This window comes from Streptomyces sp. AC558_RSS880 (genome assembly GCF_019049255.1).
Lineage (GTDB): Bacteria > Actinomycetota > Actinomycetes > Streptomycetales > Streptomycetaceae > Streptomyces.
Genome location: NZ_JAGMUJ010000033.1, coordinates 114,578 through 127,201, shown reverse-complemented (window position 1 = coordinate 127,201; position 12,624 = coordinate 114,578). Strand labels below are relative to the sequence as shown.

The following is a 12,624-nucleotide window of genomic DNA, read 5'->3' as shown; positions in this document are numbered from 1 at the left end:
CGCATCGCTCCGTATCGCGACTTCACCGGTGGCGGACGGTAATCCGGTACGGAGTCCCGTCACCGGCGCGATAGGCTCGACCCCACGACTTTCTCGATGTTCAGGCGCGTTTCAAGGGAGCGGGTGCACACAGTGTCCGGTGGCGAGGTGGCCGGAATCCTGGTGGCCGTGTTCTGGGCGATCCTGGTCTCCTTCCTCGCCGTCGCGCTGGCGAGGCTGGCCCAGACGCTCCGGGCGACCACCAGGCTGGTGGCGGACGTGACCGACCAGGCCGTCCCCCTGCTGGCGGACGCCTCGGCGGCGGTGCGTTCCGCGCAGACCCAGATCGAACGGGTCGACGCGATCGCCTCCGACGTCCAGGAGGTCACCTCCAACGCCTCCGCGCTGTCGACCACCGTGGCCTCCACCTTCGGCGGTCCCCTGGTCAAGGTCGCGGCCTTCGGCTACGGCGTGCGCCGCGCCGTCAGCGGCCGCAAGGACGACGCCCCGGCCAAGCAGCCGAGGCGCGACGTGATCGTGGGCCGCACCGTCCCGGGCGCGCGGCGTGACAAGCGGACCCGGGGAAAGAGGGACTGACCCAGCGATGTTCCGCCGAACGTTCTGGTTCACCACCGGCGTCGCCGCCGGAGTGTGGGCCACCACCAAGGTCAACCGCAAGATCAAGCAGCTGACGCCCGAGCACCTCGCCGTCACCGCGGCGAACAAGGCGATCGAGGCCGGCGGCAGGCTCAAGGACCGCGCGGTCGACTTCGCGCTCGAGGTCCGCGACAACATGGCCCGGCGGGAAGCCGAACTGGGCGACGCGCTGGGACTCAACGCCCCCGTCGACCGCGAACTCCCCGCGCCCCGGAGCTACGCCGTCATCGAGAACCGCAACAACCCCAAGTACGTCGAGGGCCCGGCGCAGAAGCCGACGCACCAGACGTACCCGACGTACCCGTACAACCGGAATGAGGACCACTGATGGAGTCGGCCGAGATCCGCCGCCGCTGGCTGAGCTTCTTCGAGGAGCGCGGGCACACCGTCGTCCCTTCGGCGTCGCTCATCGCGGACGACCCGACTCTGCTGCTCGTCCCGGCCGGCATGGTGCCCTTCAAGCCCTACTTCCTGGGCGAGGTCAAGCCGCCCTTCGACCGCGCCACCAGCGTGCAGAAGTGCGTGCGCACACCCGACATCGAAGAGGTCGGCAAGACCACCCGCCACGGCACGTTCTTCCAGATGTGCGGCAACTTCTCCTTCGGCGACTACTTCAAGGAAGGCGCCATCAAGTACGCCTGGGAGCTGCTCACCAGCTCCCAGGACGAGGGCGGTTACGGCCTCGACCCCGAGCGCCTGTGGATCACCGTCTACCAGGACGACGACGAGGCCGAGCGCATCTGGCACGACGTCGTGGGTGTCCCGTCCGAGCGCATCCAGCGCCTGGGCAAGAAGGACAACTACTGGGACATGGGCGTCCCCGGCCCCTGCGGCCCCTGCTCCGAGATCAACTACGACCGCGGCCCCGAGTTCGGCGTCGAGGGCGGCCCCGCCGTCAACGACGAGCGGTACGTGGAGATCTGGAACCTCGTCTTCATGCAGTACGAGCGGGGCGAGGGTCCGGGCAAGGACTACCCGATCCTCGGTGACCTGCCGAGCCAGAACATCGACACGGGCCTCGGCCTGGAGCGGCTCGCCATGATTCTGCAGGGCGTGCAGAACATGTACGAGATCGACACCTCCATGGCCGTCATCAACAAGGCCACCGAGCTGACCGGCGTGGCCTACGGCGACGCCCACGCCTCGGACGTCTCGCTCCGCGTGGTCACCGACCACATGCGCACCTCCGTGATGCTCATCGGCGACGGCGTCACCCCCGGCAACGAGGGCCGCGGCTACGTGCTGCGCCGCATCATGCGCCGCGCCATCCGCAACATGCGCCTGCTCGGCGCCACCGGTCCGGTCGTCAAGGACCTGGTCGACGTCGTGATCGGCATGATGGGGCAGCAGTACCCCGAGCTGATCACCGACCGCGAGCGCATCGAGAAGGTCGCCCTCGCCGAGGAGAACGCCTTCCTCAAGACGCTGAAGGCCGGCACCAACATCCTCGACACCGCGGTCAGCGACACCAAGGCCGCCGGCGGCACGGTCCTCGCCGGCGACAAGGCCTTCCTGCTCCACGACACCTGGGGCTTCCCGATCGACCTCACCCTGGAGATGGCCGCCGAGCAGGGCCTCTCCGTGGACGAGGACGGCTTCCGCCGCCTGATGAAGGAGCAGCGGGAGCGCGCCAAGGCCGACGCCCAGGCCAAGAAGACCGGTCACGCCGACCTCGGCGCCTACCGCGCGATCGCCGACCGGGCCGGGGCCACCGACTTCATCGGCTACACCGACACCGAGGGCGAGTCGACGGTCGTCGGCATCCTCGTCGACGGCGTCTCCTCGCCGGCCGCCACCGAGGGCGACGAGGTCGAGATCGTCCTCGACCGCACCCCGTTCTACGCCGAGGGCGGTGGCCAGATCGGCGACACCGGCCGCATCAAGGTCGACACCGGCGCCGTCATCGAGATCCGCGACTGCCAGAAGCCGGTGCCGGGCGTGTACGTCCACAAGGGCGTCGTCCAGGTCGGCGAGGTCACCGTCGGTGCCAAGGCCCACGCCTCCATCGACGGCCGCCGCCGTACGGCCATCGCCCGCGCCCACTCGGCCACCCACCTCACCCACCAGGCGCTGCGCGACGCCCTCGGCCCGACGGCCGCCCAGGCCGGCTCCGAGAACCAGCCCGGCCGCTTCCGCTTCGACTTCGGCTCCCCGTCCGCCGTACCGACGGCCGTGATGACCGACGTCGAGCAGAAGATCAACGAGGTGCTCGCCCGCGACCTCGACGTGCGCGCCGACGTCATGGGCATCGACGAGGCCAAGAAGCAGGGCGCCATCGCCGAGTTCGGCGAGAAGTACGGCGAGCGCGTGCGCGTCGTCACCATCGGCGACTTCTCCAAGGAGCTGTGCGGCGGCACCCACGTGCACAACACCGCCCAGCTGGGTCTGGTGAAGCTGCTCGGCGAGTCGTCCATCGGCTCCGGTGTGCGCCGTATCGAGGCCCTGGTCGGCGTGGACGCCTACAACTTCCTCGCCCGTGAGCACACGGTCGTCGCCCAGCTCCAGGAGCTGATCAAGGGCCGTCCGGAGGAGCTTCCGGAGAAGGTCTCCGCCATGCTCGGCAAGCTCAAGGACGCCGAGAAGGAGATCGAGAAGTTCCGCGCCGAGAAGGTGCTCCAGGCCGCCGCCGGTCTCGCCGAGTCCGCCAAGGACGTCCACGGCATCGCCCTCGTCACCGGTCAGGTCCCCGACGGCACCACGCCGGACGACCTGCGCAAGCTGGTCCTGGACGTGCGGGGCCGCATCCAGGGCGGCCGGGCCGTGGTCGTCGCCCTGTTCACCGTGAACAACGGCAAGCCGCTGACGGTCATCGCCACCAACGAGGCCGCCCGCGAGCGCGGCCTCAAGGCCGGTGACCTGGTGCGCACCGCCGCCAAGGCCCTCGGCGGCGGCGGTGGCGGCAAGCCGGACGTCGCCCAGGGCGGCGGCCAGAACCCCGCCGCCGTCGGTGAGGCCGTCGACGCCGTCGAGCGGCTCGTGGCGGACACCGCCAAGTGAGCGAGGACCAGCGGGACACCCCGGCGCTGCGCCGGGGCCGCCGTCTCGCCGTCGACGTGGGGGACGCCCGTATCGGGGTCGCCTCGTGCGACCCCGACGGGATCCTCGCCACGCCGGTCGAGACCGTCCCCGGCCGGGACGTCCCCGCAGCCCACCGCAGGCTGAAGCAGCTCGTCGAGGAGTACGAGCCGATCGAGGTCGTCGTCGGTCTCCCTCGCTCCCTCAAGGGGGGCGAGGGCCCGGCCGCGGCCAAGGTCAGGGGCTTCGCGCAGGAGCTGGCCCGCGGCATCGCGCCCGTCCCGGTGCGCCTGGTCGACGAGCGGATGACCACGGTCACGGCGAGCCAGGGACTGCGAGCCTCCGGCGTCAAGTCCAAGAAGGGCCGCTCGGTCATCGACCAGGCCGCCGCTGTGATCATCCTCCAGCAGGCACTGGAATCCGAACGGGTGTCAGGCAGGCCACCCGGCGAGGGCGTCGAAGTGGTCATCTGATCGCGATACGGTAACGTTCCGCGCGATGCGGACGGTGTTCGAACAGCCGCCGCACAGAGAGAGGCGGGACAGGAGCCGTGGTCTTCAGGTGGCCGCGCGCCCGCTGCCTCGCGGCTCTAGGGGATCGATGACTGAGTATGGCCGGGGCCAAGGCTCCGAACCGTGGCATCCGGACGACCCGCTGTACGGGGACGGCGGATGGGGCGGACAGCAGACCCAGCAGGGTCAGCAGTCCCCCTACGGCGGCCAGCCACAGCACTATCCGCAGCAGCCGCAGACGCACCAGCAGTACGGCGACTGGGGCACCGGCGAGCAGCACGGGTACGGCGGGCAGCAGTACCCGCAGTACGACCAGCAGCAACAGCCGCAGTACGACCAGCAGCAACAGCCGCAGTACGACCAGAACGGCTGGCCCACGGGCTCCTACCCGCAGGACCCCTACGCCGCCGACCCGACGGACCCGTACGCGCAGCAGTCCGGGACCTACGGCGGGGAGCAGCCCGACCACTACGCGACCCCCGACGCCTACCCGCCGCCCGAGCCCCCCGGCCGCCGCCGCGCCGACCCCGAACCGCAGACGGACTGGGACCCGGGCCCCGACCAGGGCGAACACGCGTTCTTCGCGGGCGGTGGTGACGAGGACGACGCCGGCGACGACGAGCCGGGCGACCGGAGCGGGCGCGGCGACCGCCGGGGCCGGGGCGGCAAGGAGAGGAAACGACGCAGCGGCCTGGCCTGTCTCGTCGTGGTCGTGGTCTTCGGCGGCGGCATCGCCGGTGTCGGCTACTTCGGCTACCAGTTCTACCAGGATCGTTTCGGCAGCGCCCCGGACTTCGCGGGGGCCGGCAACGGCGAGCAGGTGACCGTCACGATCCCCAAGGGCTCCGGCGGGTACGCCATCGGCCAGGAGCTCAAGAAGGCGGGCGTGGTCAAGAGCGTCGACGCCTTCGTCGCGGCCCAGTCGGCCAACCCGCAGGGCAAGAGCATCCAGGACGGCGTCTACACGCTGCAGAAGGAGATGTCGGCCGCGAGCGCGGTCGAACTGATGCTCAGCCCCAAGAGCCGCGACAACCTGATCATCGCCGAGGGCAAGCGCAACGTCGCCATCTACGAGCTGATCGACAAACGTCTCGAACTGGACAAGGGCACCACGGCCAAGGTCGCCGAGAGCAAGTGGAAGAGCCTCGGCCTGCCCGACTGGGCGGTGAACCACGGGGACGTCAAGGACCCGCTGGAGGGCTTCCTCTACCCGTCGAGCTACGCCGTCGCCAAGGACCAGAAACCCGAGGCGGTACTGAAGCAGATGGTGGCTCGTGCCACCGAGAAGTACGAGGAGCTGGACTTCGAGGGGAAGGCCGAGAGCCTCGGTCTCGAAGGGCCGTGGGAGCTGGTGACGGTCGCGAGCCTGGTACAGGCGGAGGGCAAGACCCACGAAGACTTCCGCAAGATGTCCGAGGTCATCTACAACCGCCTCAAGGCCACCAATACCGAGACGAACCAGAAACTCCAGTTCGACTCGACCTTCAACTACCTCCTGGGCCAGAGCGAGATCGACATCTCCGAGTCGGAGATCAACAGCAACCCCGACCCCTACAACACATACACCAACAGGGGCCTGCCGCCCGGCCCGATCGGCAACCCGGGCGAGGAGGCCTTGCAGGCCGCGCTGGATCCGACGGGCGACGGCTGGATGTACTTCGTGGCCACGGACGGCATGCACAAGACCGAGTTCGCCAAGACCATCGCGGAGCACGAGAAGCTCGTCGAGAAGTTCAACGCGTCGAGGGGCAACTGATGTCGACCGCCCGCAGGGCAGCCGTACTCGGCTCACCGATCGCCCACTCGCTCTCCCCGGTGCTGCACCGCACCGCCTACGCCGAGCTGGGCCTGGAAGGCTGGACGTACGACCGTTTCGAGGTCGACGAGAAGTCCCTGCCCGGCTTCTTCGACACGCTCGGGACCGAGTGGGCGGGACTGTCGCTGACCATGCCGCTGAAGCGGGCGGTGATCCCGCTGCTCGACTCGATCAGCGAGACCGCGACGTCCGTCGAGGCGGTCAACACGGTCGTCCTCACCCCGGACGGCCGCCGGACCGGCGACAACACCGACATCCCCGGAATGGTCGCCGCCCTGCGCGAGCACGGCATCGACAAGGTGGAGTCCGCCGCCATCATCGGCGCGGGCGCCACCGCCTCCTCCGCCCTCGCCGCGCTGGCCCGGATCTGCTCGGGCGAGGTCACCGTGTATGTCCGCAGCGAGGCCCGTGCGACGGAGATGCGCCAGTGGGCGGAGCGGCTCGACGTCGCGGTCCGCATCGCCGACTGGGACGACGCCGAGCAGGCCCTGCACGCCCCGCTGGTCGTCAGCACCACCCCGGCCGGCGTCACGGACACCCTCGCCAGGGCCGTCCCGGAGCGTCCGACGGCCCTCTTCGACGTGCTCTACGACCCGTGGCCGACCGTTCTCGCCGCCCGCTGGTCGGCGTACGGGGGCGCCGTGGTCAGCGGACTGGACCTGCTGGTGCACCAGGCGGTGCTCCAGGTGGAGCAGATGACGGGGCGTTCACCGGCCCCGCTGGACGCCATGCGAAAAGCGGGCGAGCGGGCTCTCGCGGCCCGCTAAGATCCACCCTCGGTTCCGCAGGGGGCGGAACAGGGGAGGGGAACGCGTTCCATGTCCGCAGGCATGCCGCTGGCGTCGGTGAAGTCCCAGATATTCGAGTCCGTGCTGGGCTTTCTGCCCGACTGGGTGCAGATCACGGTGCTGGCCCTGATCGTGCTCGCCGTCGTCGCGTCCTGGGTCGTCAAGATCAAGCGCAAGATCGCGTACCGCCGCGCCGTCCGCAACGGCCGGCCGATCCACGCGGCGGCCCAGCACGGCCAGGGCAGCGGCGCGGACCATCTGGGCGCCTACGCACCGCAGCCGAACAGTCCCGCGCCGCAGGCCGCCCGGCAGCCGAGCGGCGCCGACCACCTGGGCCAGTACGCGCCGCCGCGCCGGCAGGGCGGCGACGCGGACCGGCGGGATCCGCAGCCGAGCGGCGCCGACTTCCTCGGCGCCTACGCGCCCCAGCCCCGCCAGGGCGACGGCCCGGCCTGATTCCTCCGCCGCCCGGCCCGTGATCCCGTCCGTCCGCCTGATGGACCGACGGCCGGATGCCCGGCCCGGACGTGGGAGGATCGGAGGTGGCGGACCGGGGCCGCGCACCCCGTCACGCCACAGCCGTACACGAGGACACGTGTACGCAGGGCAGTACCGGGGCGCGAGCATTGAGGAGCACCGTTGAGCAGGTTGCGCTGGCTGACCGCGGGGGAGTCGCACGGTCCCGCACTCGTCGCGACGCTGGAGGGCCTTCCCGCCGGCGTGCCGATCACCACGGACATGGTGGCAGACCACCTCGCGAGGCGGCGGCTGGGCTACGGTCGCGGCGCCCGGATGAAGTTCGAGCGCGACGAGGTCACCTTCCTCGGCGGCGTCCGGCACGGTCTGACCCTCGGTTCCCCGGTCGCGGTCATGGTGGGCAACACCGAGTGGCCGAAGTGGGAGCAGGTCATGGCGGCCGACCCGGTCGACCCGGAGGTGCTGGCCGGCCTGGCGCGCAACGCCCCGCTGACCCGCCCCCGCCCCGGCCACGCCGACCTGGCCGGCATGCAGAAGTACGGCTTCGACGAGGCCCGGCCGATCCTGGAGCGCGCCTCGGCCCGCGAGACCGCGGCCCGCGTGGCGCTGGGCGCGGTGGCACGGTCGTACCTGAAGGAGACGGCCGGCATCGAGATCGTCAGCCACGTCGTCGAGCTGGCCGCGGCCAAGGCGCCGTACGGCGTCTACCCGACCCCCGCCGACGTGGAGCGGCTGGACGCCGACCCGGTGCGCTGCCTGGACGCGGACGCCTCGAAGGCGATGGTCGCCGAGATCGACCAGGCCCACAAGGACGGCGACACCCTCGGCGGCGTGGTCGAGGTGCTGGCGTACGGCGTCCCGGTCGGCCTCGGCTCCCACGTCCACTGGGACCGTCGCCTGGACGCACGCCTGGCCGCCGCCCTCATGGGCATCCAGGCCATCAAGGGCGTCGAGGTCGGCGACGGCTTCGACCTCGCCCGCGTGCCCGGCTCCAAGGCGCACGACGAGATCCTCGCCACCGACGAGGGCATCAAGCGGGCCTCCGGCCGCTCCGGCGGCACCGAGGGCGGACTGACCACCGGTGAGCTGCTGCGCGTACGCGCGGCGATGAAGCCCATCGCCACCGTGCCGCGGGCGCTGAAGACCGTGGACGTCGTCACCGGCGAGGAGACCGCCGCCCACCACCAGCGTTCCGACGTGTGCGCCGTGCCGGCCGCCGGCATCGTCGCCGAGGCCATGGTCGCCCTGGTCCTCGCGGACGCGGTCGCGGAGAAGTTCGGCGGCGACAGCGTCACCGAGACCCGCCGCAACGTGACGTCGTACCTCGAGAACCTGGCCATCCGATGAGCTCACCGGTCATCGTGCTGGTCGGCCCCATGGGCGTGGGCAAGTCCACGGTGGGGCAGCTGCTGGCCGAGCGGCTGGGGGTCGGCTACCGGGACACCGACGACGACATCGTCACCGCCGAGGGCAGGACCATCGCCGACATCTTCGTCGACGAGGGCGAGCCCGCCTTCCGCGCCATCGAGAAGCGCGCGGTGCGCACGGCGCTCACGGAGCACGACGGCGTCCTGGCGCTCGGCGGCGGCGCGATCCTCGACGCGGAGACGCGCGCCCTGCTCGCCGGACAGCGGGTCGTGTACCTCTCGATGGACGTCGAGGAGGCGGTCAAGCGCACCGGCCTCAACGCCGCCCGCCCGCTGCTCGCGGTCAACCCGCGCAAGCAGTGGCGCGAGCTGATGGAGGCGCGGCGACACCTGTACGAGGAGGCCGCCACCGCCGTCGTACCCACGGACGGCCGCACCCCCGAAGAGGTCACGGAAGCCGCCCTGAACGCACTGGAGTTGAAGGAAGCATGAGCGAGGCAGTGACGCGGATCGCCATCGGCGGCACGGCGGGCACCGACCCCTACGACGTCCTGGTGGGACGTCAGCTCCTCGGAGAGCTGGGCGGGTTGATCGGTGACCGGGCCAAGCGGGTCGCGATCGTGCACCCCGAGGCACTCGCCGAGACCGGCGACGCGCTCCGCGCCGACCTGGCCGACCAGGGCTACGAGGCGATCGCCATCCAGGTGCCCAACGCGGAGGAGGCCAAGACCGCCGAGGTCGCCGCCTACTGCTGGAAGGCACTGGGCCAGTCCGGCTTCACCCGCACCGACGTCATCGTCGGCGTGGGCGGCGGCGCCACCACCGACCTGGCCGGCTTCGTCGCCGCGACCTGGCTGCGCGGAGTCCGCTGGATCGCGATCCCGACCACCGTCCTGGCCATGGTGGACGCGGCCGTGGGCGGCAAGACCGGTATCAACACGGCCGAGGGCAAGAACCTGGTGGGCGCCTTCCACCCGCCCGCCGGCGTCCTGTGCGACCTGGCCGCCCTGGACTCCCTCCCGGTCAACGACTACGTCTCCGGACTCGCCGAGGTGATCAAGGCCGGCTTCATCGCCGACCCGGTGATCCTGGACCTCATCGAGTCCGACCCCCAGGCCGCCCGCACCCCGTCGGGCCCGCACACCGCGGAGCTGATCGAGCGCTCGATCCGGGTCAAGGCGGAAGTCGTCTCGTCCGACCTGAAGGAATCGGGTCTCCGCGAGATCCTGAACTACGGTCACACCCTCGGCCACGCCATCGAGAAGAACGAGCGCTACAAGTGGCGCCACGGCGCGGCGGTCTCCGTCGGCATGCACTTCGCCGCCGAACTGGGCCGTCTCGCGGGCCGCTTGGACGACGCCACCGCGGACCGCCACCGCACGATCCTCGAATCGGTCGGGCTCCCCCTGCACTACCGCTACGACCAGTGGCCCAAGCTGCTGGAGAACATGAAGGTCGACAAGAAGTCCCGCGGCGACCTGCTGCGCTTCATCGTCCTCGACGGCCTCGCCAAGCCCACGGTGCTCGAAGGCCCGGACCCGGCCGTCCTCCTCGCAGCGTACGGCGAGGTCGGGGAGTAGCCCCGGGCACTCATCACCGCCCCCGGCCGTTCACACAACGGCGGCAGGGGGCGGTACCGTTCGGTAGCACGCGGGTCACCCCCGCTGTCAGCGCCCCATCGCCTGTACGAGACGGAGTGGCACCGGATGCAGCACGCAGTGGGTTCTCCGCTGCCGCCGCCCCACCAGCCGGGGCACGGACCGGCCGTCGGCTGGTCACCGGCCGCACACCACCCGGGCCAGCACCCGGGAGCGCACCAGGGACCCGTCCCTGTGCCCGGACCTCCTCCGGCACCGGGCTATCCCGCGCCTCCGCCCGGTCCCACCCCGCCCCCCGCGGGCCCGCGGCACGCCTCGATGCCCCCGCCGCCGGACACCACCGGCCACGTACCGCTGCCGCCCGGCGGCCCGGTCGCCATGCCCAGCTCGCCGCAGGCTCCCGCGGTCCCCGACCCGGCCGGCACGATCATCGCCGTGCTGCTCATAGGCCCCGCGGGCGCCGGCAAGACGAGCGTGGCCAAGTACTGGGCGGACCACCGCCGGGTCCCCACGGCCCACATCAGCCTCGACGACGTACGCGAGTGGGTCCGCTCCGGTTTCGCCGACCCGCAGTCCGGGTGGAACGACAACTCCGAGGCGCAGTACCGCCTGGCCCGCCGCACCTGCGGCTTCGCCGCCCGCAACTTCCTGGCCAACGGGATCTCGTGCATCCTCGACGACGCGGTCTTCCCCGACCGCCCGGTCGTGGGCCTCGGCGGCTGGAAACGGCACGTGGGCCCCGGCCTGCTGCCCGTGGTCCTCCTCCCCGGCCTGGACATCGTCCTGGAGCGCAACGCGGAACGGTCCGGCAACCGGCGTCTCAGCGACGAGGAGGTGGCCCGTATCCACGGCCGGATGGCCGGCTGGTACGGCTCGGGCCTCCCCATCATCGACAACTCCCAGCTGGGCATACCGGAAACGGCCCGCATCCTGGACGACGTCCTGGCCCGTGCGATAGCGAGCCCTCCACAGTGGTGAACGCGGGGCCCCTGTAGCCACCCCGTGCCGCCCTGGGGGCACGACTGCCCGCAGCCGGGTATTGCAGTTGCAGTTGCAGGACCGTGCCGCAGACGCCGACGGACCAAAGCGGGGTGTGGGGGTGCGGCGGAGCCCGCCGCTCACCTGGTCCCCGCCCGGGTCCACTGTGACAGCACCGGAGGGGCGCGACTGCGGCGGGCGAGCCGCACCCCCACACCCCCGACCCCACGACGCGCCCCTGCCGCACCCCCACTCGGCCCCGCTCGACCGGCGACATCCAGCCACCGCTCCTACGCTCGAAGAATGTCAGAGGTCTACGCGGTCCGCCGGACGCGGCTACGGGAATGCTGCAACGCGGGCGGCAGCGCGGCGGCGCTGGTGTCCCGGCCCGCAAACGTGCGCTACCTCGCCGGCGCCGCCCCCGAGGGCGCCGTGCTCCTGCTGGGCAGGACCGAGGACCTGCTGGTCTGCGCCGGCCCACCCGACGACCGCTCACCGCAGAGCCGCCCCGACGAATCCCTCCGTGTGCACGTCGTACCCGGCATCGGCGGCGACGCCACCCTCGCGGCCGCCGGCCTCGCCGTCGGCCAGGGCGTCGACTCCCTCGCCGTCGAGGAGCACCACCTCACCGTCACCCGCCACCGCGCGATCCGCGACGTCGCCCCCCGCCTCCGCCTCACCGGCATCGGCTGCGCGGTCGAACAGCTCCGCGTCGTCAAGGACGAGGAAGAGATCTCCTGCCTCCGCATCGGCGCGGAGATCGCCGACCAGGCCCTCGGCGAACTCCTGGAGTCCATCCTCGTCGGCCGCACCGAACGCCACCTCGCCCTGGAACTCGAGCGCCGCCTGGTCGACCACGGTGCCGACGGCCCCGCCTTCCCCACCTCCGTCGCCACCGGCCCGAACGCCGGCCGCCCCGGCCACCGTCCCACCGACCGCCGCGTCGAGGAGGGCGACTTCCTCTCCGTCTGCCTGGGCGCCACCTACCGCGGCTACCGCTGCGAGATCGGCCGTACGTTCGTCATCGGCACGGCCCCCGCGGACTGGCAGATCGAGCTCTACGACCTGGTCTTCTCCGCCCAGCGTGCCGGCCGCGAGTCCCTCGCCCCCGGCGCCGCCTGCCGTGACGTGGACCGCGCGGCACGCCACGTCCTGGATTCCGCCGGGTACGCCGAGGCACTCCCCAAGCTCACCGGTCACGGCGTCGGACTCGAAATCGACGAGGACCCTCAATTGACCCCCGCGGCCATGGGTAAACTGGACGCTTGTGTGCCGGTCACCGTCGAACCGGGGGTCCACCTCCCGGGCCGGGGCGGAGTCCGGATCGATGACACGCTCGTCGTACGCCCCGAGGCGGACGGCGGACCCGAGCTACTCACCATCACGACCAAGGAGCTGCTCGCGCTCTAGCCCCACGCTGGGCGCGGGCGCACGCCC

At 71.6% G+C, this 12,624-nt stretch carries 12 protein-coding genes; all 12 read left to right on the top strand.

All coding sequences use genetic code 11. The features are described from left to right. The first annotated feature begins 123 nt into the window (after positions 1 to 123). The 12 genes from KUM38_RS15715 (at position 124) to KUM38_RS15660 (ending at position 12,597) form a co-directional block, all read left to right on the top strand. Complete coding sequence (locus KUM38_RS15715) at positions 124 to 576, top strand: DUF948 domain-containing protein (RefSeq protein ID WP_217129997.1); 453 nt, start codon at positions 124 to 126, stop codon at positions 574 to 576. A 7-nt stretch (positions 577 to 583) separates the two neighbouring features. Then, positions 584 to 964: a hypothetical protein gene (locus tag KUM38_RS15710; protein WP_217129996.1), complete on the top strand. Its 381-nt coding sequence runs from the start codon at positions 584 to 586 to the stop codon at positions 962 to 964. Beyond that, positions 964 to 3,633: an alanine--tRNA ligase gene (gene alaS, locus KUM38_RS15705; protein WP_217129995.1), complete on the top strand. Its 2,670-nt coding sequence runs from the start codon at positions 964 to 966 to the stop codon at positions 3,631 to 3,633. The genes KUM38_RS15710 and alaS overlap by 1 nt, the downstream gene beginning before the upstream one ends. Before the next feature lie 26 nt (positions 3,634 to 3,659). Further along, a complete protein-coding gene (gene ruvX, locus KUM38_RS15700) occupies positions 3,660 to 4,124 on the top strand; it encodes a Holliday junction resolvase RuvX (protein ID WP_217130039.1) in 465 nt (154 codons plus the stop codon). Positions 4,125 to 4,251: 127 nt separating this feature from the next. Beyond that, entirely contained in the window at positions 4,252 to 5,919 is a 1,668-nt protein-coding gene (gene mltG / locus KUM38_RS15695) for an endolytic transglycosylase MltG (protein WP_217129994.1), read from the top strand. Further along, the gene (locus KUM38_RS15690) at positions 5,919 to 6,746 is read left to right on the top strand and encodes a shikimate dehydrogenase (protein WP_217129993.1); all 828 of its coding nucleotides are present in this window, start codon (positions 5,919 to 5,921) and stop codon (positions 6,744 to 6,746) included. The genes mltG and KUM38_RS15690 overlap by 1 nt, the downstream gene beginning before the upstream one ends. 51 nt (positions 6,747 to 6,797) lie before the next feature. Next, positions 6,798 to 7,223 carry a hypothetical protein gene (locus KUM38_RS15685; RefSeq protein WP_217129992.1) on the top strand — a complete coding sequence of 142 codons (426 nt, stop codon included), beginning with the start codon at positions 6,798 to 6,800 and terminating at the stop codon, positions 7,221 to 7,223. A 183-nt stretch (positions 7,224 to 7,406) separates the two neighbouring features. Continuing rightward, a complete protein-coding gene (gene aroC, locus KUM38_RS15680) occupies positions 7,407 to 8,591 on the top strand; it encodes a chorismate synthase (protein ID WP_217129991.1) in 1,185 nt (394 codons plus the stop codon). Beyond that, a complete protein-coding gene (locus tag KUM38_RS15675; RefSeq protein WP_217129990.1) occupies positions 8,588 to 9,103 on the top strand; it encodes a shikimate kinase in 516 nt (171 codons plus the stop codon). Before aroC ends, KUM38_RS15675 begins: the two co-directional genes overlap by 4 nt. Next, complete coding sequence (aroB, locus tag KUM38_RS15670) at positions 9,100 to 10,191, top strand: 3-dehydroquinate synthase (protein WP_217129989.1); 1,092 nt, start codon at positions 9,100 to 9,102, stop codon at positions 10,189 to 10,191. The genes KUM38_RS15675 and aroB overlap by 4 nt, the downstream gene beginning before the upstream one ends. Before the next feature lie 126 nt (positions 10,192 to 10,317). After that, positions 10,318 to 11,187 carry a Pro-rich N-terminal domain-containing protein gene (locus KUM38_RS15665; protein ID WP_217129988.1) on the top strand — a complete coding sequence of 290 codons (870 nt, stop codon included), beginning with the start codon at positions 10,318 to 10,320 and terminating at the stop codon, positions 11,185 to 11,187. A gap of 303 nt (positions 11,188 to 11,490) precedes the next feature. Further along, positions 11,491 to 12,597, top strand: a complete 1,107-nt coding sequence (locus tag KUM38_RS15660; RefSeq protein WP_217129987.1) for an aminopeptidase P family protein — start codon at positions 11,491 to 11,493, stop codon at positions 12,595 to 12,597. Positions 12,598 to 12,624: the final 27 nt, after the last annotated feature.